The organism is Nostoc sp., from assembly GCF_036917315.1.
Lineage (GTDB): Bacteria > Cyanobacteriota > Cyanobacteriia > Cyanobacteriales > Nostocaceae > Nostoc.
Genome location: NZ_JBALDR010000006.1, coordinates 62,623 through 84,300 on the forward strand (window position 1 = coordinate 62,623; position 21,678 = coordinate 84,300).

Genomic DNA, 21,678 nt, shown 5'->3' on the forward strand with positions numbered 1-21,678 from the left:
AGGAAGTTTTCTACTCTGTATTTTCGGATAGGTCTGTAGAGGATTGATAGTATCCTCACGGGTACTTATGATGTGGAAATATTGTATAAAAACACCAAGCCAGTTTAATTAACACAAGTTTTAGCTAAAAGCCTTGTGTGAGTTAGCAAGACCTCCTTTACAGACCTAATGCGTTTATATGTTAGTTCTTATCAACAGAAATAATATTATTTATTACTGTTTTGTTACTATCAAGTTGTTAATGCTATAAATGCCTATTGGAGACAAGGGAATCTCAAATTTAGGCATCCAAAACCTAAAATTTTCACAAACAGCCACCAAATACCGCCAGACCATAATATTTCCAAGGTACTGCAACTGTATTAAATCCAGCTTTGCTCAACATTTGGAAATGAGCATCTAAGCTAGCTAACTGGTCTTGACTAGAATAACCTTGAGTAGTGCTGGTAGCACGTTTAGCGCGAATCTCTGTCAAATTAATTCCCTGTTCAACTGCCCATTCCTCTCGTGCCGCCTTGTAAACTTCTGCTAAGGCTGGCGATTCTGGTAAAGTAGGGTCTGCATTCCAAAAACAGCCGTCTTGAGTGAGGCTAGCAGCAATTCGCTCAAATAATTTCAACTTCATCTCATCTTGGAGATGGTGAATTGCCAAAGATGAGACACAAGCATCAAATTTACTACCAATATTCAAGTTCTCTGGATTATTTGCCCAGTCACCAAAATCTGCTTGTATAGCAGTCCAGCGTTGTTGATATCCAGCTGCTGTGATTTTATCTTGGGCAAATTGCAACATTCTAGGTGAGTAATCTAGGGCAATTACTTGGGCATCTGGAAAGCGGTTGAGTATCTTGAGACTAAGTTCGCCTGTACCACAACCTAATTCTAAAATACGCCGACTTGTGGAAGGTAAACAACGGCTAATTACCTCCAACATCTCATCGTATCGCGGTAAAAGTTGGCGAATACCAGTGTCAAAATCCGTAGTGTTGGCAAATACCTCTCCAGGAAATAATTGTTGCATAAGGATTGGAACTAATATATACACTAATCACTATTCCCAAGCAATTTTGGGGACGCCTTCTCAAGATGTGACATCATCTAAAATTAAGAATCTATTACACCTCAATTGATAATCATTATAGTCAAGTCGCTTTACTTCAATTAAAAATTAATTAAAAATTCAATCAGTTGGGCTTGTACCCAAAATTAATTAAAAATCATTATTATTCTCAATTTTAATTTTTAACTTTCTAATTCAAAAAAAGATCACGAAAGAACTGTTTTTTCTCTGAGCCAAGCAATTAAGTTTTTGACTTTTCCTTTTAAACTGTATTGAGAAGTATCAATTGTATTAGCTTCTGGAATATCAGAAATCAACTTTGCGACTACACCAAAAGTAGAAGTTTGGTTGTATATTAGATAATTACATTTACTTAATAAATAGATATCTATTAAAGCTTGAACGCCATTTTCAAATCTATCTGGACATTCAGGATTCTGATGTAAAGAAGATCCTGAAGCAGGATACCACTTATCTGTAACTAAAATATTAGTATATTTCTCTCTAAAAGAATCTTCTACTGCGTGATTATCAGTAGCTAAAAATATTAAACTTTTAGGATGTTTTTCAAGAATCTTATCAACAAATTTTAAATAGAGGTTTTTGGAAGTTTTTCTATCAGTATATCTAACATGAACCCCGATTACTATATCTTCAAAAGAACTATCTACAGTTTTTTTAATAATTGCTTCAATATTAGGTTGTAAACTCAGATTTTCTCTAATTATCTTTTTTAAAATAGTTTCATTACTCAGACTTTGTAGATAAGCGAAATCTCCTAAAAAATGCCGTCTTAGCTTATAAGTCTCTGTTACATACGACCATCTAATCAAAATATCTTCACTATAATCTATGCGAGACATATTAGTAGTATATTTTGCCCATATTTTTGGGTTGTTATATCGCAAATCATCTGGCGATTCGTATGATAGCAGTACTTCATTTACAGATTTATCTAAGCTATTCTTCCAGACACTTGGATAAACAGATTGAGTAGAAGGTATTTCTGAAGCTTGAGTGACATTATGAAGATTAAAAAAGTCAGGAAAAACATTGCTGCGATTATTCGAGTAAACCTCATCGCTCCAATCAACAACTATCTTTCTATTAGTAAGTTGAGCATATAAAATACTGTCCAAGAGAGCGAGAAAACGATTTCCCATCCCTGCTTTGCCTTTCACTAATAAAAACTTCTCTGAAATCATTTTTGATTGCTCCTAACAATTTTAAACTCAAAAAATCGTTGACGAACCCGCCAGGGAAGATTTTATTCATATTTTCTATATCGCCAGAATAATATCACTCATGATCGGTCAAATCAATAGTTGACGAACCTGCCAGGGAAGGTTTTATCTCTTTAGACGGAGTTTATAGCCGCCATATTGAGTTCCCAGACAGGCTGCTAGGTAAGCAAGAGAAGGTTTTTTTGGGGATATTGATACCCCTGTTACTCGTCAATTTGACCGACGCGGCGGATATTCAAAATGTCGCTCATTTTCTTAATTTGGACGAAGACTTGCTCTAGTTGAGAGCGATCGCGTATATCTATTCCTAAGTCGATCAATGCAGGTTGGCCAGTAGAGGTTTTCACCTGGGCATGACGGACGTTGATCCCTTGGTCGCTTAACCGTGACAAAATATCCTTCAGCACCCCAACACGATCCAGAGCTTCAATTTGTACATCTACTGGGTACGTATGCGGACGACCACTATTTTCTGCGGCTGGGTTCCACCTAACTGGTACTAAGCGTTCGTACTCCACAGTCTCTAGATTATGGCAGCCTTGGCGATGAATTGAAATCCCCCTACCTCGCGTCACCACACCAATAATTGGTTCGCCAGGAATCGGGGTACAACACCCAGCTAAATAATATACCAAACCTTCCACCCCAAAAATTGGCGAATCAGTGAAACGTGAGGTAGTTGGAGGTGCATCTCGCAAAGCTTTTGATGTCGCTGGTTCTTTGGGGATAAATAGCGGCACAGTGGAAATTGGTTGTTGTCCCTTCGCGACTTCTCGCCAGCGATTTAGCACTAGGTTCAACGTAATTTCTCCATAACCCAAACCAGCGAGTAAATCTTCCACGCTATGGTAGTTACACTTTTCGGCGACAATCTGCATTGCATCCGACTTCAGCAAACTATCAAAACCAGTTTTACCCAGTTCCTTTTCTAACAATTCCCGTCCACGGGCGACATTTTCTTCCCGGCGCGATCGCTTGTACCATTGTTTTATGCGATATTTTGCCGCCGAAGTTCTAACAAAGTTCAACCAATCCAAACTCGGATGGCAGTTCTTTTGGGTGAGGACTTCTACAATATCGCCATTGTGCAGCCGCGTTGACAGTGGCACCATTCGCCCATTCACCCGCGCCCCTGAACAGTGGTTTCCGACTTCTGTATGAATGCGATAAGCAAAATCTACAGTCGTAGCACCGGGACTTAAAGGCACAACATCCCCCTTAGGGGTGAAGACATAGACATCATCTTCAAATAGATTATCTTTGACGCTATCAAGATATTCTTGGGCATCCTTGAGATCGGTTTGCCATTCCAGCAGTTGCCGCAGCCAAGTAAACTTGTCATCTGTGCCTGTCAAATGGCTAATGCTAGAACCACCTGTTTCTTTATACTTCCAATGAGCGGCAATCCCATACTCGGCGATATGATGCATTTCGATTGTCCGAATTTGCACTTCTAAAGGACGGCCAGTTAATCCAATCACCCCAGTATGCAACGACTGGTAACGGTTAGGCTTTGGCAGTCCAATGTAGTCCTTAAATCTTCCAGGAATTGGGCGAAAAGCATCATGAACCACCGCCAAAGCCCGATAGCATTCCTCATTGCTTTGAACAATTATTCGCAGCGCTGCCAAATCGTAAATTTCATGAAATTCCTTTTGCTGGCGGTGCATTTTTTGGTAAATGCTATAAAGGTGTTTGGGACGACCGCTAATATCCTGAAAGCGGATTCCGGCTTGCTGCAAACGCTCTTGCAACATATTCGTAGCTTTAGCCAACTTTTCTTCTCGCGCCGTCCGTTTTTCGGAAACATGCTCTTGCATTTCGCGAAAAGCTTCTGGTTCCAAATACTTAAAAGCCAAATCTTCCAGTTCCCATTTAATTCGCCAAATCCCCAAGCGATTGGCTAAAGGTGCGAATATATCTCGCGTTTCCTGGGCACTGCGGCGGCGGCTGGCCTCTGACATATATTGTAAAGTTCGCATATTATGCAAACGATCTGCCAATTTCACCACAATTACCCGAATATCTTGCGCCATTGCCAAAAACATCCGCCGGAAGTTTTCGGCTTGACTTTCGGTTTTGCTGGTGAAATTGATTTTAGAAAGCTTGGTGACACCTTCGACCAATTGCCGCACTTCTGCGCCAAAGCGTTCTTCTATTTCTTGACTTGTAACTTCTGTATCTTCAACGACATCATGGAGAAATCCAGCTGCTATCATAGCAGCACTGCCTCCCAAGTCACGCAGCAATTCAGCCACAGCAATGGGATGGGCGATGTATGGTTCTCCAGATTTGCGGTATTGACCTTGATGGAGTTGGTAAGCAAATTCAAATGCCCGACCAATTAAGACGGCATCATTATGCCTTCGGTCATCTTCCCCTGCGCCGCTAGTTGTCGATGACTCCTTCAAACATTTTTTTAACCATTCGGGAATGGCAAGGTCAACTGATGAATTTATCGCTATACTGCTCATACAATTTGGGTTTAGAGAGGATCGGTAGATAAGTGAATGATAAATAAAACTAGCAGCATCGCCCTGAAAAGATGCTGTTGCCTAAAAAAGGTGGAAAAAGCAGTGTAAGGATGATTCTCCAATTGCAATAGCGCAGTATAAAGTCTTTGATATAGCAACTCTTAGAGAAGCAAGAGCGTCTGGTAGTCATCCAGTTTGAGTTTCAAGGATCGTTAAAGAAAGAAAATCCATTGATGGCAAACAAAGCCCCAAATCAAGATTTGAGGCTTCTAGTGCTGATAAGTCTTTAAGAAAGTTTATTGTAGAAGAAAAATTACTTGACATTAATACTATCTTAACTAGCACTGGATGTCTTTAAACCGTGAGAAATATCTGGCATTCGTAACTTTATTAGAGCAATTACGCTCCGATGCCACAACTACCCAAGTCGTTGCGCCAGAACTGCGGCAGCGTGTAGCCACGTTGCAGCAATTTTTCGGGCAACAGATTGTGCCTTTGGCTGATGAAAACTGGCGAGTGCAGTCTTATCAAACGGAGATGAGCAAGCAATTGCGCCTTTTGGCAATAGATGTGATGTTTTTGCAAGGAGCGCGGCAGGCATCTACTGCACAAACGAGACTTCAAACGATTAGCGATCGCTTGACAACCCTCATTCAATACTGTGATGCCATTCTGCAACCAGAAGCGGAAGGAGAAAAATAACAATTGTTCACCTTTTTCTCTAATCCCTCCATCATCTCATTTCTGACCTATGATGGAAAGTTATTTTGCTAACAAGTTGGGATTGGGGATTGAAAAGAGGCAGAGGGGCAAAGGAGCAGAGGGGCAAAGGAGCAGAGGGGCAAAGGAGAAAACCTTTCTGCAACTTCTCCCTTGCTCCCCTGCTCCCCTGCTCCCCTGCTCCCTACTCCCTACTCCCTACTCCCTTTATCAAAAGATTCATAGTGCGGCGCATGTATGCTTCTACTGGCTCGGTTGTGGGTTTGAAGATTAGTGCATAATATAGTGAACCGCTTACAAGGTCGATAATTAAGTCTACGTCTGCGTCCTTGTGAATTTCGCCTCTAGACTTGGCACGTTCAAGTATTTTAGAAAAGGCTTCACGTCTGAGTTTCGTATATTTTGTCCAGTAAACCTCGGCAAATTGAGGATTGCTAGACGCTGTACTAACAATCAGCGCAAGTGTCTGACGACCAAGGGGACTATCGATTTTTTTGGCGGCATTATTAATCAGGATATCCATGTCTCCCCAAAAGCTGTCGGTATCGGGGATCGCTAAATCATCTCTGAGACTTTCTATCGCGTCTGCAACTAGTTCTTCTTTGGAAGTGTAACGCCGATAGATGGTTGTTTTACCAACTCCGGCACGAGAAGCGATCGCTTCTATACTCATGCTTTCATATCCTACCTCTGCAAGCAAATCCAAAGTTGCTTGCAGAATAGCTTGATCGACGTGGATGCTGCGTGGGCGTCCAGAGGTGCTGTTGATTTGCTTACTCATAAAAATATCATCCCCAAGCAATATCTTCTTGGCCATTTGCTTCTACTTTTGGGCATAGAACATAGCTTCTGGGAAAGGAAATAAGCCTCATAACCCAATTCTCATGCACTAAAACAGCAGCAATGACCATCCATCTTTAGCATAGGTATTTCTGCCGCTTTTCAGGAAAAACTCTCTTGACCGTTTTTATATGATACGCTACCGTAGCGTATATATACAATACTTAATTTTAGCTTTGGCATTCCTTGAAATCTCCCAAATATTATTTGTGCTAAATAATGGCTACCAACATTAAAAGTTCTAGTTTTGACGAATTTGGTTATGTCCACGGCCCATTGAAGTGGGCGATCGCTTTTACAGCTTCTCTGGGTGCAATTTTAGAAGTAATTGATACTAGTATTGTTAACGTTGCCCTGACAGATATACAGGCTAGTTTGGGTGCAACTGTTAGTGAAGTCGGCTGGGTGGTAACTGGATATGCGATCGCAAATGTCGTCTTAATTCCCTTATCTGCATGGCTGGGAGATTACTTTGGACGCAAAACCTACTTTATTTTCTCGTTGATTGGCTTCACCCTGGCCTCGGTTTTATGCGGTTTGGCATTTAATCTGCCGATGCTAGTTTTTTCTCGAATTCTTCAAGGTTTGTGTGGTGGCGGGTTGCTAGCTAAAGCCCAAGCGATTTTGTTCGAGACTTTTCCACCTGCTGAACAGGGTTTAGCACAAGCAGTTTTTGGGGTAGGTGTAATTGCTGGCCCAGCCATCGGCCCGACTTTAGGGGGATTTTTGGTAGATGGTTTAGGCTGGCGGTGGATTTTCTTTGTTAATATTCCCTTCGGGATCGTTGCAGTGGCGATGTCAGTGGTCTTTTTGCCCAAAGACAAAGATAAGAGTGAGACACAAAGCCAAGCCGTCGATTGGTTCGGGATTGGGTTTTTAGTTATCGCTATTGGCTGTATGCAAACTTTGTTAGAGGAAGGAGAGAAAGATGACTGGTTTTCCTCCAGTTTTATTACCACATTAGCGATCGCCAGTATTATCGGTTTGGGATTGTTTATTTGGTACGAGTTGAAAATAGACCATCCTGCCGTTGACTTGAGAATTTTACGTCACCGCTCTTTAGCTGCTGGAAGTGTGTTATCAGCCGTGGTGGGTATGGGGCTTTATGGCACGCTCTTTGCTGTGCCGATATTTGCTCAGAGCGTGCTGCACTTTACAGCGACGCAGACAGGACTATTGTTAGCGCCTGGTGCTTTAGCGTCTGCGATCGTGATGGTTTTATTAGGTAAACTGTCTAGTAAAATTGATGCCCGATTTTTAATTGCAATGGGCGCTGTCGGCTCGTCTGGAGTCATGTTTCAACTCGCAGCAATTACCCCACAAACTGGCATAGATGATTTATTTTGGCCATTGGTATGGCGTGGGGCTTTTACTGTGTTGATGTTTCTGCCTTTGAGTTTGGCAGTTTTAGGCCCGCTACCCAAACAGGATATTTCTGCCGGCTCTGGTTTCTACAACCTCACCCGACAACTGGGTGGTAGCATTGGCATTGCTTTACTCACCACTTTGCTTGACCGACGAGAAGCTTTTCATCGAGCCATCTTATTAGCAAAACTTAGTCCTTATGACCCAGAAACCAGTCAACGCCTCGATTTACTCAACGGGGCACTCCAAGGTCAAGGCATAGATGCGACAACAGCGCAACAACAAGCACTAGCTTTATTAAGTCAAACAGTAGATATTCAAGCTGCGGTTTTATCTTACGCAGATTGCTTTCGAGTGGTAGGGATAGGGTTTCTTTGCTCATTACCTCTGTTGCTATTTCTGGGTAAAGGCGGTGCAGGAGCGAAAGCGCCAGTCGGTCACTAGGAGTAAGGTAAATAGCGATCGCATCTCTATTCTAAATTCTCTGACTGCAAAACTAAGTAATAACACGGCTTTAGGATTATTCTCTGCCGAAAGTGATAGCAGAAAATTAATACACACGGATTGATCTAAATGAAAAAAGTAAAAGTCCCACTCAGTTTTGAGCGGGACTATATGAAGTCTTATTGCTAAAATGAGAAATCTTGATCTTAGAAAAAGTTCATTATTGTAATAACCCCAACGCTGGTTAACATCATTAAAGCGCCCATAATTATAGACTGGCCTAATGGATTGCTGAATTTTGCGTTGTTCATTTTAAGTAAAATCCCTTTTATTAATAGTTCCTTAACCATATCAAAATCAGTATAAATATCTATAAAAATAATGTAAAACTTAAACTACCTTAAACTTTCTTAGTAAATACTTCATTTATGCTTATGTAAGAATTTTTACTGGGCATTGGGCATTAGGAGTTTTGTTTATCCCCTTGTCCCCTTGTCCCCCTATTCCCCATTCTCCATTCTCAAAATGTAGTAATTTCCACACAAAATAATTACCTTATCTCCGAGCGGAATACGTGTCTTGATGGAGTAAGATCGATCTTAATCAAGGTAAAAATATTTGAATAGAAGATTATCATGACAGTCTCCACGGCATCTAGAAACCAAGCGATCGCTTTTGACTTAGACAAATTAAATGAGCAATTTGAAAGTGCCACTCCCAAAGACATACTGGCATGGTCTATAGAAAATATCCCAACGGGACTGGTGCAAACAAGCGCCTTTAACGTGGATGACATGATAATTACTCATATTCTGTACACTGAACTGAAGCATCCCGTTCCTGTAATTTTTCTTGACACCTTGCACCACTTCCCTGAAAGCCTAGAATTGGTAGCCAAAGCCATACAAATCTATAACCTGGATCTGCAAACTTTCAAAACTCCAGATGTAGACACTCGTGAAGCCTTTGAAGCCAAGTACGGCGACAAACTCTGGGACAAGGATATTGCCCAATTCCACCACATTACAAAAATTGAACCACTACTACGAGGTCTAGACGAACTCAACAGTGTCGCTTGGATTACCGGACGCCGCCGGGATCAAGCAGTAACCCGTGCAAATATGCCCATATTTGAATTCGACGGTAAAGGTCGGCTGAAAGTAAATCCTATAGCTACTTGGACACGCCAAGACAGCTGGGTTTATGTGGCTGAACATGGAGTCATCTACAACCCCCTCCACGACCAAGGTTATCCCAGCATCGGCGACCAACCCATCACTACCAAAGTAGGTGAAGGTGAAGACGAACGCGCTGGACGCTGGCGGGGAAGTGATAAAACAGAATGTGGAATTCATATTTAGTCATTGGTTCATTGGTCATTTGTCACTTGTACTGCCCTTCCCCGCAGGACGCTACGCGAACGACTACGCTCAGGAACCGCATTCGCGTAGCCTCTCGTAGAGAAGCATTTGTCATTAGTATTAGACAAAGGGCAAATGACTAAGAACAAAGGACAAATATGATTAAAATCCTCCATCTCTCTGACATCCACATGGGAAGCGGCTTCTCCCACGGACGAATTAATCCTGCGACTGGATTAAATACACGGTTGGAGGATTTTGTCAATACTTTGTCTATATGTATTGACCGAGCGCTGACAGATGCCGTCGATATGGTGATATTTGGTGGCGATGCTTTCCCGGATGCTACACCACCGCCTTATGTACAACAAGCTTTTGCCAGCCAGTTTCGCCGTCTCATGGATGCCAATATTCCCACAGTCCTGTTGGTAGGCAACCACGACCAACATTCCCAAGGACAGGGAGGAGCGAGTTTAAATATTTACCGTACTTTGGGAGTGCCAGGGTTTGTTGTTGGTGATACATTAACTACGCACTGTATCGAAACCCGTAATGGCAAAGTGCAAGTAATTACTCTGCCTTGGCTGACTCGTTCTACCCTGATGACTCGCCAAGAGACAGAAGGTTTGTCTTTGGCGGAAGTCAATCAACTATTAACGGAACGCCTGCGAGTTGTGTTAGAAGGGGAAGTTCGCCGTCTTGACCCCAATGTGCCAACTATCCTTTTAGCTCACTTGATGGCTGACAATGCAACCTTGGGTGCAGAACGCTTTTTGGCAGTAGGTAAAGGCTTTACTCTACCCCTATCTTTGTTGACACGACCTTGTTTTGATTATGTAGCGTTGGGACACGTCCACCGCCATCAAAATCTGAATAAATCCAACAACCCGCCGGTGATTTATCCAGGAAGTATTGAACGGGTAGATTTTAGCGAAGAAAAGGAAGACAAAGGCTATGTCATGCTGGAACTGGAGCGGGGAAGCGCTGAGTGGGAATTTTGTCCCTTAACAGTTCGGACTTTCCAAACCATTGAGGTGGATATCTCGAAAGCAGATGAGCCGCAAGCGTTGTTAATGAAAGCGATCGCTAAATATAATATTCAAGATGCTGTAGTGCGGCTAATTTACAAACTTCGCTCTGAACAGATGGATTTAATTGATAGTTCTTCTCTACATACTGCTTTAAATCCCGCTCATACCTACACCATTCAAGCAGAATTAGTGAGTCAATTAGCCAGGCCCCGGATTCCTGAATTGAGCGCAAGTAGCAGCATCGACCCAATGGAAGCGTTAAAAACTTACTTAAATAATCGCGAAGACCTGAAAGACATCGCAACCTCAATGATGGATGCAGCCCAGAAGTTGCTAGCAGATGAAGTGGAAGTTTGGCTAGAAGCAGCAACTAATGAGTAGGATAAAGCCAATTAATTGACTATACTCCACAGTTAATAGATATCTTTGCTGAAATTGACCAGCAACGTCAGATTTACACGTGGATTATAAGTGGGTAAGTAATCTAAAATAACATTGGGTGAAAAAGTACTTAAGTTCTGTGCTAAATCTATCTTTGTCTGTAGAGGAATTTGAGTATGCTAAGACGCAAGCGCGGAGTTATACTCACTTCTGTTGGTTTACAGAAGTTTGAGGAAGCAAGGCACAAGTTTGAGTTTCGAGATAATTTTGGCAAGAGATTCACTCTTGAAGAGTTAAGCTACCGCACGAACTTAGACCCTCTAACAATTAGAAAAGTTTTGAACCGTAGAAAGGGAGTTGACAAGCGAACACTTGAGGCTCTCTTTCTTGGTTTTGATAGCCGCCTATGCGAAGGCTACTATTCGACCTCAGACCCCAATTGCCGTCAAGATTGGGGGGAAGCTGTTTCTGTCTTAGCATTTTACGGACGTACAGAAGAACTCAGTACTCTGGATGAGTGGTTGCTGAAGGATAGCTGTCGATTAGTGACCATTCTCGGAATGGGTGGAGTCGGGAAAACTAGTCTGTCGATCAAATTGGCAGAATTAATGCAGGATAAATTTGATTGTATTGTCTGGCGATCGCTGTATGACGCTCCACCGATTGATACATTCTTGGGTAGCATCATTCAGTTTCTGTCTGACGAGCAAGAAACTGAGGCAGAATTGCCGGAAAGCGTTAGTGATAAGATTTCCCTGCTGCTTAACTACTTTAAGGAAATGCGCTGCTTGGTCGTGTTCGATAATGTAGATGCTGTATTACGCGGTGGGAGTCGAGCAGGACAATATAACCTTGGATATGAGCAGTATGGCGAACTCATCAAACGAGTAGGTAAATCAGACCACCAGAGTTGCTTGCTACTCACAACGCGAGAAAAACCTAAAGAGGTCGCCTCTTTAGAAGGAGAAGCCTTACCAGTGCGAACTTTGAGATTGGGTGGACTCAAAGAAGGAGAGGGAGAGGAAATTCTTAAGAGTAAGAGGCTCAAGGGTTTAGAAACTCAATTTAACGCACTGGTCAAACGCTATGGAGGCAATGCCTTAGCCTTAAAAATTGTGGCAACTACGATTCAAGATTTATTTGATGGTTATATTTCTGAGTTTTTAAAAGAGGAAACCACCGTATTTGGCGATCTTCGTGATTTATTAGAGCAGCAATTTGAGCGTTTATCTGATGAGGGAAAAGATGTAATGTACTGGCTAGCGATTAATCGGGAGCCAGTAACCCTCTCCAAATTACGAGAAGATTTAGTATCGCCTTTTCCCCAACTCAATTTAATTGAAACCCTAGAATCTTTGGGACGGCGATCGCTCATCGAACGAGATACAGCCTACTTCACCCTACAGCCAGTCGTGATGGAGTATGTGACAAGTCGCTTGATTGAGCAAATTTGTGAGGAGATTGTTAAGCAGGAGTTTTCGCTTTTTAGAAGCCATGCTCTGATCAAAGCTACTGCCAAAGACTATATCAGAGAGACTCAAATTCGTCTCATTCTCTATGCCGCGATCAACCGATTAATTCCACTGTTGCAAGGCAAAAAAAACTTGGAATATGAACTGACTCAAATCTTACTCAAACAGCGAGAGAAATCCCCCTTGGAACCGGGATATGTAGCAGGTAATATTCTTAACTTACTCAATCAGCTAGGAACTAATTTAACGGGCTATGATTTCTCTGGCCTAAGCATTTGGCAGGCTGACCTCCGAGATGTAAATTTGCAAAATACGAATTTTGCTTACACCCATCTAGTGAGATGTACGTTTACTGAAACCTTTGGTGCTATTCATGCGGTAGCCTTTAGTCCTGATGGAGAACTTCTGGCGGTAGGTGACAGTAATGGAGAAATTCATCTGTACCAAGTTAGCGATGTGCAACCAGTCTTCATCTGCACGCGACACAAGAGTTGGGTAACATCGCTGACGTTCAGCCCTGATGGTAAGATTCTCGCTAGCGGTAGCACAGATTACACAATAAAGCTATGGGATGTTAGTACTGGTCAGTGCCTTCGCACCTTAGAAGGGCATACAAATGAGGTTTGGTCGGTTGCATTTAGCCAAGATAATTGCACATTAGCAAGTGGCAGCGATGACTGCACCGTGAAGCTATGGAATAGCAGCACTGGGGAATGCTTCAAAACACTCCAGGGACATCTTAGTTGGGTACTATCTGTTGTCTTTAGGGGAGATACTCAACTGTTGAGTGGTAGTGACGATCGCACTGTTAAATTGTGGGATATCAACACTGGACAGTGTATGCAAACGTTTGAAAAACATCATAGTAGTGGAATACGGTCAATAACCCTCAGTCCAGATGGTCAGATACTGGCAAGTGGCAGCGAGGATCGCACTATTAGGCTATGGAAAACTCAAACGGGTGAATGTCTCAAAACACTTCTGGGGCATTCCAATCGAGTTTTTTCAGTGGACTTCAGCCCGCAAGGCGACCTTTTGGCTAGCGGTGGGCACGATCACACCGTGAAGTTATGGGGTGTCGATACGGGTGAATGTTTCAAGACCCTACAAGGACATTTCAGTTGGGTTTTTGCAGTTGCCTTCAGTCCCCAAGGTAAGCTTTTGGCTAGCGGTGGACACGATCAAACCGTGAAGCTATGGAGTGTCGATACAGGTGAATGCGTCAAGACCCTACAAGGATATACCAATCAAATACTCTCTGTTACCTTTAGTCCTGTTGGTGCTAGCTTGCCAAGCATTGGTCAAATTTTTGCTAGTAGCAGCCGCGATCGCACTGTAAGGTTATGGGATGCCGCAACTGGTGAATGCCTCAAAGTGTTAAAAGGACATTCCAACTCGGTTCATTCAGTTATCTTTAATCATGAAGGAAATATCCTAGTCAGCAGTAGTGTAGATAAAACACTAAAAATATGGGATGTTCCTTCAGGTAAAACCTTAAGAACTTTACAAGGACATCGCGCAGCAGTTTTGTCGATTGCCTTGAGTCCCGACAGCCAGACGATCGCAAGTGGCAGTGAGGACTGTACTATAAAACTATGGGACGTTCGTTCAGGTCGAACCTTAAGAACCTTACAGGGACATGATGCTGCGGTTTGGTCAGTTGCCTTCATTTCTGAAGCAGAGATATTGGCGAGTGGCTCCTGGGATCAAACGATCAAGTTATGGGATATTCACACGGGTAACTGCCTCAGAACGTTAGCAGGACACACGAGTTGGATTTGGGCAATTGCGATCGCCCCTGATGGTAATACCCTGGCAAGTGCTAGTCCAGATCGAACAATCAGGCTGTGGAATCCGCACACGGGTGACTGCCTCAACGTTTTGCAAGCAGACACAAACTGGTTGCAATCGATCGCCTTTAGTCCTGATGGTAATATTCTCGCTAGCACGAGTCACGATCTGACAATCAAGTTGTGGGACGTTTGCACGGGTAAGTGCCTGAAAGTTTTGCACGGACATACAGGCTTGGTTTGGTCAGTTGCCTTTAGTCCAGATAACCAAACCTTGGTTAGTGGCGGTGACGATGAAACGATTAAACTTTGGGATATCGGAGCAGGCAAATGCTTAAAAACCATGAGAGCGAGTAAGCCCTATGAGCAAATGAATATTTTCGGAGTTAAAGGTTTAACTGAGGCGGCAACTGCCACGTTGACCTCTTTAGGAGCAGTTATCTAAGTTCAAACCACTATAGGAATCCGCTTTGATTTCTGAACTAATTTGCGTAGGCAGGCAATAGCCCGCATTTCTCACAAGCTCAAGGCGTTTGATGGAGCAGAAGAGAAGTAATGAGTAATGAGTAATGAGTAATGAGTAAAAACTTCTTACTTCTTACTTCTCCCCTGCACAAGCGCAGGCTTTAGGAGGTGTGGTGAGAAATCCGGGATAGGCAATAGGCAACAGTCAAGAAGGCTTCTTAGTTGTACTGAGTTTTTTCAGAAATCAAATATGAGTCCTATAGTTCACTGAGACATGACTGTTCGGGCTGCTTCGAGGGTGCGATCGATATCTGCTTCGGTATGAGCTAAAGAAGTAAATCCGGCTTCAAATTGAGATGGAGCTAAATAAACTCCATGTTCTAACATACCGCGATGGAAGTGAGCAAATTTACTTAAGTCAGACTTCTTAGCATCCTCATAATTGCGAACCGGGCCTTCGTTAAAGAAGAAACCAAACATCCCGCTAATCTGACCACCGCAGGCAGCATGACCTGTTTCTTTTACAATCTCCAGCATTCCCTCTGTGAGTCGCTTCGTAATGCGATCGAGATACTCGTAAGTTCCAGGTTGTTGCAACAACTCTAACGTCTTAATCCCTGCCGTCATTGCCAGTGGATTGCCCGAAAGCGTTCCGGCTTGATACACGTTTCCGGCTGGAGCAACCATCGACATAATTTCTTGGCGACCACCATAAGCGCCTACGGGCAGACCGCCGCCGATGACCTTACCTAAGGTAGTTAAGTCAGGAATAACACCAAACTTCTCCTGCGCTCCACCGTAGGCAATCCGAAAGCCTGTCATCACTTCATCAAATACCAATAGCGCTCCATGCTCTTGCGTCAGTTTTCGCAAACCTTCAAGAAAACCCGCAGCAGGTGGAATAAAACCTGCATTCCCAACCACTGGTTCAAGAATTACACCAGCAATTTCGTCGGGATTTTGCTCGAATAATACTCTTACTGCTTCTAAATCGTTGAAAGGAGCGGTCAGCATGTTGCTAGTCACAGATTTGGGTACACCAGGAGAATCGGGCAAGCCGAGAGTGGCAATACCAGAGCCAGCCTTAACGAGAAACATATCGGCGTGTCCGTGGTAGCAGCCTTCAAACTTGATTGCTTTCTCTCGCCCCGTAAAAGCTCGCATCAGACGAAGAACAGCCATACAAGCTTCCGTGCCGGAGTTGACAAAACGCACCATCTCGATACTGGGAACAGCATCAATTACCATCTGTGCCAGTACATTTTCTAGATAGCAGGGCGCACCGAAGCTAGTTCCTTTATGCAGGGCATCGTGCAGAGCAGCAATGACTTCAGGATGAGTGTGACCGCAGATTGCTGGCCCCCAACTGCCGACATAATCGATATATTGATTGCCATCTACATCCCAAATGTAAGCGCCAAGGACGCGATCGAATACGATTGGCTGTCCGCCAACAGATTTGAAAGCCCGCACGGGGGAACTAACTCCTCCTGGCATTAATCTTTGGGCAGCAGCAAAGATTTCCTGCGATTGGGTGGTTTTTAAGCGAGTCGTTGCAATCATAATTTTTTCTCCTGAGATATTTGATCTGATGCGATCGCCAAGAGTGAGAATCTAGTTATTAAGAGTGACAAGCAAAACGTGCAGATATTATTTCAATTCGAGCATGACTTCATTGCGTCTAAATGCGGGCAAGATGAACGGAGAGTCATAGAAAGCATAAATTGCTTTACCTTTTGTCTCGATACCTTGCCGAGCCAGAAAAGCAGATAATTTGGCTTCGTTTTCCTGCAATTGTTCATCCTCAGCTAGACCGGAGAAACAAATTGCCGCTACTTTGTTGCTGGGAACTTCTTTGATAGTAATGCGAGAGTCTTTTGGTTTTGGCAGCGTTGCCAGCGTGTATTCTGAAGGCATCACGAACTGTACCGCCCAAGCGCTTGTGGCGAGATTTTCTCCCGCTTCTTGTTGAATGACAGGCGCAGTCATGGCGATTTTTTCACTTGGCTGGGATTGCGTGACAGGCGCAGTCATAGCAATTTTGGTTACAGACGTGTTTTCACCAAATATGTAAGCGGCAAGAATCGAAAATGCAGCCTTGTTTGCTCGATCTCTTTCAGTTTGAATGACTGTTTCAGCAACAATTTTTGGCTCGTATTGCCGGATTTCAATATCATTATAGGATTGCAATACGGAATATTTTGGTTCTTCGGTTTGACTCATAGGGCTTTCAGAAATAACTAAAATTAATGCCATTAAAAGAATCAAAAATCACGATCTCACTAGCCACATCAGGTAGTTTCTTACTTTCCCACTTCTTGTACTAACCGTCCATCTTCCATGTGGATGATGCGATCGGCAATATCGAGAATTCGATTATCGTGAGTGACGAGTAAAATAGTGCAACCCTGCTCTTTAGCTAGACGCTGCATGATATCTACAACATCGCGACCCGACTTTTTATCGAGAGCAGCAGTGGGTTCGTCGGCAAGAACAATTTTAGGACGACTGACTAAGGCACGAGCGATCGCAACTCGCTGCTTTTGCCCTCCAGAAAGGCTGTCTGGATAATAATCGATGCGATCGCCTAAACCAACACTTTTCAGAGTATCCGTTGCCAGCCGATCTATATCTTGCTTTAGGTACTCGTCGTGTAGTTCCAAAGACATTCGGACATTCTGCTTTGCAGTTAAGAAAGTTAACAAATTGTGTGCTTGAAAAATATAACCAATCTGCCGCCGCACTTGCATCAGTTCTCGCTTACTAGCCCCAGACATTTCCTGTCCCAAAACTTTAAGATTGCCTTCTTGAGCGGATCTCAATCCACCTATTAGTGTTAGTAAGGTGGTTTTACCAGAACCGGATGGCCCAGTCATAATCACAATCTCTCCAGAATAAATGTCGAGATTAATATCAAACAAGACTTGCTTGCAAAGTTCTCCCCGACCGAAGTAGTAATCGAGATGGCAAACTGAAATAACTGGTTGTTGAGAATTGTTTTGAACTTTGAGTTTTGAGCTTTGAATTTCCTGACTAATTTCTTGCAGCATGAGAGTTCAACTGTAAATTTGGGTTTTGTTCTAGAAAACTATGAGTTTTGAAATGCGATATTTTTCTAAACTTCAACTCAAAACTTAGAAGATATCAGCCGGATCGGCTGCTCGTAACTTTTGTATAGCGATCGCTCCGGCTCCAATACACATGACGAAAGTCAAAACTAGCACAGTTACCGCGCGAGCTAGTTTCATCGCAGTCGGTAAAAACGTCACGGATTGAAAAAAGATGTAAAATCCACTCGATAGCAAAAAACCTGGAAGAAAGCCCAAAACCGCTAAAATAAAAGCTTCTTGAGCGATAACTCCAATCAGATATATATCGCTGTAACCCATTGCTTTTAACGTTGCGTATTCGGGCAAATGATCGGAGACATCAGTATAGAGAATTTGATAAACGATAACTGCTCCGACTAAAAAACCAATTGCAACACCGAGGTTAAAAGTCGGGCCAATAGAGGAACCTGTAGACCAATATGCACTTTCACGGGCAGTGAATTCAGCAAGGTTTAGTACCAGTAAATCATCCGGTAGCTTGGCTCGCAAATCAGCCTGGATCTGCTCGATCGAGGCATTTGATTCTACGTCAATAATACCCAGATCGATTTCGTTTGCTTGGCGTTGGGGAAAGAGCCGCAAAAAGGTAGAATCGCTGACGATTAGATTGCCGTCAGCAGAAAAAGAAGAACCGAGCTTAAATAATCCAACTATTTGAATTTGATAATCGTTAGCTTGAACAAAAAGCGGATTCTGTTTTTTTAGTAAACTAGGAACGTCCCCAAGCTGAGGAACCAATCCAGCTCTGTCAAACAGCGCTCGATTTAATAACTTCAGTTTATTCAGTTGTCCATCGAGTTCTGGTAAGTCAAATGCTGGCTGATTCGGATTGATCCCGTAGACAAAAATTTGACGGCTAGCTCGATTTTCAGGATTTCGCCATGATGCTTGACCGACATATAGCGTCGCCAGGGATTTTACACCGTTAACACCTGCTATTTTATAGAGCTTATTTCTAGAAAAACTTTTGATAGATTGCAAGTTATCAGACAGTTTATTGACTAAAAATAAATCTCCTTTAAGGCTGGTATAGGGGGTAACTTGCGAATCAAAGAGTGCATCCCTAACTCCCAGTTGAAAAAACATCAGAAAATCAGCAAAGGCAATTCCTGCTATAGCAACGAACAATCGAGTCTTTTGACGGCTCATTTGCCGCCAAGCAAGTGGGGTTTTACGGAATAATTTACCGAATATAAATGCTTTGATAGTCAAGTCGCTTCGCTCCAATTATAAATTCAAAATTCAAGAAGTGAAGACGCGATGAATCGCGTCTCTACAAAATGGTCTATTTGTCGCATTATGTTTGAGAATTAGTATTAATTTTGCCTGTTCCTTTTTATTGGTTGATATTGTTATTCGGCTGAATGGCAACCTGTACTTGCAAATTAGTTAAGTTCGCAACTCGTTTGCTATCTTGGGGAGCGAGTGCAATTCTCACTTCAATGACTTTGCGATCGAGGTTTTCTCCAGGTTCGCCGCTAGTTACTTCTTGTTGGATCACCTGTAATCCAATGAGCCGAACAGTTCCGCGCAACTCTGGGGAGAACGACTCGCTAGAAATCGTTACCTGTTGACCTTCACGAACTTTGCCAATATCAGTTTGATATACCTCTGCGATCGCTTGCATCGAGCTAGTTTGTCCGAGTTCGGCAATGCCTTTGGAGCCAACAACTTCTCCGGGTTTGGCCTTAATATCGAGAATGCGACCTGCTATGGGCGCGCGAATATAAACTTCAGCGAGATCGGCTTCAGCTTTTTTGACTGCGGCGATCGCTTTGTTAACCTCGGCATCAGCTGCTTGCACGTCTACCGGACGTACCTCAGCAATCTTATTTAGGGTTGCCTTAGCTTGCTCGATCTGCTGCCGTAGAGTATCTACACTCTTATTTTGGTTAGCTCTCGCTTCGGTAAGCTGGGCTTGCGCTGTTTCTAGAGCAAGTTGTTTTCGATCTACTTCTACAGCAGAAATCGCGCCGTTTTGGTAAAGCGAGGAATAGCGATTGTACTCACTATTGGCAGTTTTGACTTCGGCTTGCCAGCGAGAGATGGTAGCCTCTCTAGTAGCTATTTCACCCTTTAACTCTTGTTCAAGGCGCACGATTTCAGCTTTTTGGGCGGCAATCTCTCCCGATTTTGCGCCAGCTTGCACCTTGGCTAACTCTGCCTGGGATACTTTGACTTGTGCTTGTGCTTCTAGTAGAGCATTTTGCAGCCGATCGCGCGAATCCATAATGGCGATCGCTTGACCTGCTTTAACGCTACTGCCCCGCTGTACAAGCAATTTGGCTACGCGATCGTTGCTTAAGGTAGCAGGTACGGATACTTTGATGACTTCCGTTGCTGGTTCTATCCGTCCTAAAGCGGTAACTTCTTCAATCTTTGGTCTGGTTTGCACAACTTCAACGGGTTTGCTGGTTGATTTTGATTGAGAAATACCGTAAAAAGTGATAATTCCTGTAAGGGCGGTACCACCGACAACTACAGCCAGCGTCCATTGCTTTGAAGGTTTCGAGAGCAATTGTAAATTCATGTCAATCCTTCAAATTTCAGTGAGGACTTTAGTAACGTAAAGCAGGCAAGCAACGGTTTTACGGCAAAAGTTAAACCAGAAGCGATGTCAGGCTTGCCCAATCTTGAGGCTTTAAGAATACTTGGTACAACTCGGCTTCTGGGGTGTTTGGTTCGGGTTGATAGCCGTACTCCCAACGCACTAATGGAGGTAAAGACATCAAAATTGACTCCGTGCGCCCGTTAGTTTGCAAGCCAAAAATTGTGCCCCGATCGTAAACTAAATTAAATTCAACGTAGCGTCCGCGCCGATACAATTGAAAATTACGTTCGCGATCGCTATACTCCATTGACTGCCGCCGCTTGACAATTGGCGCGTAAGCAGGTAAAAAAGCTTTACCGCAATCCTGCACGAATGCAAATAATTCTTCCCAATTGCGGGATGCTGGTATGCCAACGCGATCGCTGGTAATTGCTGATGCTCCTTTAGGATCGGGGCCTCGATAAAGCTGACCTTGACCGTCCTGATAGTCAAAAAAGATCCCGCCAATGCCCCGCATTTCTTGACGATGTTTGAGATAAAAATACTCGTCGCACCAAGGTTTAAAGACTGAATAATATTCGGGATCGTGCGCGTCACAAGCCTGCTTTAATGTGTAATGAAAATGGGTTGCATCTTCAGCAAAAGGATAGTAAGGCGTTAGATCGATGCCACCGCCAAACCACCAAACCGGGCCAGCTTCAAAATAGCGGTAGTTGAGATGAACGGTTGGCACGTAGGGATTGCGCGGATGCAATACCATTGAAGTTCCGGTGGCATAAAACTGATGTCCCTCCGCTTCAGGACGTTGTGCCAAGATTGAAGGCGGTAGGTGAGAACCCCAGACTTCAGAGAAATTAACTCCACCTTGCTCGAATACTGCCCCGTCGCGGATGACGCGCGATCTGCCGCCGCCCCCTTCAGGTCGTTCCCATGCATCTTCCTGAAACGTGCCTCCGCCATCTAGCTGTTGCAAACCCTGAGAAATTTCGTCTTGCAACTGTCGCATCAATTGACTGACTCTAGTCTTGGCATCAACTGGGGGTAGAGATTTGGATAGAGTTGCTTGAGGAGTTAAAGTAGTCTTCATAAGATCAACCTATTTTTCCTATTTCCTAATAACGAACATTTTTGTTTAGCCTCCTAACTTTTTAGATCCCCCTAAATCCCCCTTAAGAAGGGGGACTTTAAGAGATTCTTTGCCCCCCTTTTTAAGGGCAGGGCTGATTCATTCCCCAAAGAGCTTGAAAAATCAAGGGTTCTAGCGATTAAAAATTAGTTATTTTGTTACTCGCGTGCCGATGAAACCAACTATTTTACTGATATTTCAGTGCTTAAATGTTCATCTCTTCGTCACGCTTACTTACAATTTT

Annotated in this window: 15 protein-coding genes; 5 read left to right on the forward strand and 10 right to left on the reverse strand. The window is 43.3% G+C overall.

Annotated features, from left to right (window positions below; genetic code table 11):
- Positions 1-304 precede the first annotated feature (304 nt).
- From V7K84_RS02780 to V7K84_RS02790, 3 genes are all read right to left on the reverse strand, one after another.
- Positions 305-1,021 (reverse strand): class I SAM-dependent methyltransferase, encoded by a 717-nt coding sequence (locus V7K84_RS02780; RefSeq protein ID WP_334836178.1) that lies wholly within the window; start codon positions 1,019-1,021, stop codon positions 305-307.
- A gap of 245 nt (positions 1,022-1,266) precedes the next feature.
- On the reverse strand, positions 1,267-2,265 hold the full coding sequence (locus tag V7K84_RS02785) for a nodulation protein NodZ (RefSeq protein ID WP_334836180.1): 999 nt from the start codon (positions 2,263-2,265) through the stop codon (positions 1,267-1,269).
- Positions 2,266-2,507: 242 nt separating this feature from the next.
- Positions 2,508-4,778: a RelA/SpoT family protein gene (locus tag V7K84_RS02790; RefSeq protein WP_334836182.1), complete on the reverse strand. Its 2,271-nt coding sequence runs from the start codon at positions 4,776-4,778 to the stop codon at positions 2,508-2,510.
- 348 nt (positions 4,779-5,126) lie between these two features.
- Between V7K84_RS02790 and patD the strand changes: the two genes are divergently transcribed.
- Entirely contained in the window at positions 5,127-5,480 is a 354-nt protein-coding gene (patD, locus tag V7K84_RS02795) for a heterocyst frequency control protein PatD (RefSeq protein WP_334836184.1), read from the forward strand.
- A gap of 202 nt (positions 5,481-5,682) precedes the next feature.
- Here the strand turns inward: patD and V7K84_RS02800 are convergent, their stop codons facing one another.
- A complete protein-coding gene (locus tag V7K84_RS02800; RefSeq protein WP_334836187.1) occupies positions 5,683-6,279 on the reverse strand; it encodes a TetR/AcrR family transcriptional regulator in 597 nt (198 codons plus the stop codon).
- Positions 6,280-6,557: 278 nt separating this feature from the next.
- On the opposite strand from V7K84_RS02800, the gene V7K84_RS02805 reads away from it, so the two are divergent.
- The 4 genes from V7K84_RS02805 (at position 6,558) to V7K84_RS02820 (ending at position 14,627) form a co-directional block, all read left to right on the forward strand.
- Entirely contained in the window at positions 6,558-8,147 is a 1,590-nt protein-coding gene (locus tag V7K84_RS02805; protein ID WP_334836189.1) for a DHA2 family efflux MFS transporter permease subunit, read from the forward strand.
- A 635-nt stretch (positions 8,148-8,782) separates the two neighbouring features.
- Positions 8,783-9,508, forward strand: coding sequence for a phosphoadenosine phosphosulfate reductase (cysH, locus tag V7K84_RS02810; RefSeq protein ID WP_334836191.1), 726 nt, complete (start codon positions 8,783-8,785; stop codon positions 9,506-9,508).
- A 158-nt stretch (positions 9,509-9,666) separates the two neighbouring features.
- Positions 9,667-10,920, forward strand: a complete 1,254-nt coding sequence (locus V7K84_RS02815; RefSeq protein WP_334836193.1) for an exonuclease SbcCD subunit D — start codon at positions 9,667-9,669, stop codon at positions 10,918-10,920.
- Between the two features lie 176 nt (positions 10,921-11,096).
- Positions 11,097-14,627 carry an NB-ARC domain-containing protein gene (locus tag V7K84_RS02820; RefSeq protein ID WP_334836195.1) on the forward strand — a complete coding sequence of 1,177 codons (3,531 nt, stop codon included), beginning with the start codon at positions 11,097-11,099 and terminating at the stop codon, positions 14,625-14,627.
- Between the two features lie 284 nt (positions 14,628-14,911).
- Here V7K84_RS02820 and hemL read toward each other — a convergent pair whose 3' ends face one another.
- The 6 genes from hemL to hemF all read right to left on the reverse strand — a co-directional run bounded on the left by hemL (position 14,912) and on the right by hemF (position 21,395).
- Positions 14,912-16,210 (reverse strand): glutamate-1-semialdehyde 2,1-aminomutase, encoded by a 1,299-nt coding sequence (gene hemL, locus V7K84_RS02825; protein ID WP_442940916.1) that lies wholly within the window; start codon positions 16,208-16,210, stop codon positions 14,912-14,914.
- 87 nt (positions 16,211-16,297) lie between these two features.
- Complete coding sequence (locus tag V7K84_RS02830) at positions 16,298-16,903, reverse strand: SOUL family heme-binding protein (RefSeq protein ID WP_334836197.1); 606 nt, start codon at positions 16,901-16,903, stop codon at positions 16,298-16,300.
- Between the two features lie 47 nt (positions 16,904-16,950).
- Positions 16,951-17,697 (reverse strand): DevA family ABC transporter ATP-binding protein, encoded by a 747-nt coding sequence (locus tag V7K84_RS02835; protein WP_334836198.1) that lies wholly within the window; start codon positions 17,695-17,697, stop codon positions 16,951-16,953.
- An 84-nt stretch (positions 17,698-17,781) separates the two neighbouring features.
- The gene (gene devC / locus V7K84_RS02840) at positions 17,782-18,969 is read right to left on the reverse strand and encodes an ABC transporter permease DevC (protein WP_334836199.1); all 1,188 of its coding nucleotides are present in this window, start codon (positions 18,967-18,969) and stop codon (positions 17,782-17,784) included.
- Between the two features lie 124 nt (positions 18,970-19,093).
- Positions 19,094-20,287, reverse strand: a complete 1,194-nt coding sequence (locus V7K84_RS02845) for an ABC exporter membrane fusion protein (RefSeq protein WP_334836201.1) — start codon at positions 20,285-20,287, stop codon at positions 19,094-19,096.
- A gap of 70 nt (positions 20,288-20,357) precedes the next feature.
- Entirely contained in the window at positions 20,358-21,395 is a 1,038-nt protein-coding gene (gene hemF / locus V7K84_RS02850; protein ID WP_334836203.1) for an oxygen-dependent coproporphyrinogen oxidase, read from the reverse strand.
- Positions 21,396-21,678: the final 283 nt, after the last annotated feature.

Coding starts and splice junctions, on each gene's coding strand:
- V7K84_RS02780 (WP_334836178.1), bottom strand. CDS start 1,021: ATGCAACAATTATTTCCTGGAGAGGTATTTGCCAACACTACGGATTTT.
- V7K84_RS02785 (WP_334836180.1), bottom strand. CDS start 2,265: ATGATTTCAGAGAAGTTTTTATTAGTGAAAGGCAAAGCAGGGATGGGA.
- V7K84_RS02790 (WP_334836182.1), bottom strand. CDS start 4,778: ATGAGCAGTATAGCGATAAATTCATCAGTTGACCTTGCCATTCCCGAA.
- patD (WP_334836184.1), top strand. CDS start 5,127: ATGTCTTTAAACCGTGAGAAATATCTGGCATTCGTAACTTTATTAGAG.
- V7K84_RS02800 (WP_334836187.1), bottom strand. CDS start 6,279: ATGAGTAAGCAAATCAACAGCACCTCTGGACGCCCACGCAGCATCCAC.
- V7K84_RS02805 (WP_334836189.1), top strand. CDS start 6,558: ATGGCTACCAACATTAAAAGTTCTAGTTTTGACGAATTTGGTTATGTC.
- cysH (WP_334836191.1), top strand. CDS start 8,783: ATGACAGTCTCCACGGCATCTAGAAACCAAGCGATCGCTTTTGACTTA.
- V7K84_RS02815 (WP_334836193.1), top strand. CDS start 9,667: ATGATTAAAATCCTCCATCTCTCTGACATCCACATGGGAAGCGGCTTC.
- V7K84_RS02820 (WP_334836195.1), top strand. CDS start 11,097: ATGCTAAGACGCAAGCGCGGAGTTATACTCACTTCTGTTGGTTTACAG.
- hemL (WP_442940916.1), bottom strand. CDS start 16,210: ATGATTGCAACGACTCGCTTAAAAACCACCCAATCGCAGGAAATCTTT.
- V7K84_RS02830 (WP_334836197.1), bottom strand. CDS start 16,903: ATGGCATTAATTTTAGTTATTTCTGAAAGCCCTATGAGTCAAACCGAA.
- V7K84_RS02835 (WP_334836198.1), bottom strand. CDS start 17,697: ATGCTGCAAGAAATTAGTCAGGAAATTCAAAGCTCAAAACTCAAAGTT.
- V7K84_RS02845 (WP_334836201.1), bottom strand. CDS start 20,287: ATGAATTTACAATTGCTCTCGAAACCTTCAAAGCAATGGACGCTGGCT.
- hemF (WP_334836203.1), bottom strand. CDS start 21,395: ATGAAGACTACTTTAACTCCTCAAGCAACTCTATCCAAATCTCTACCC.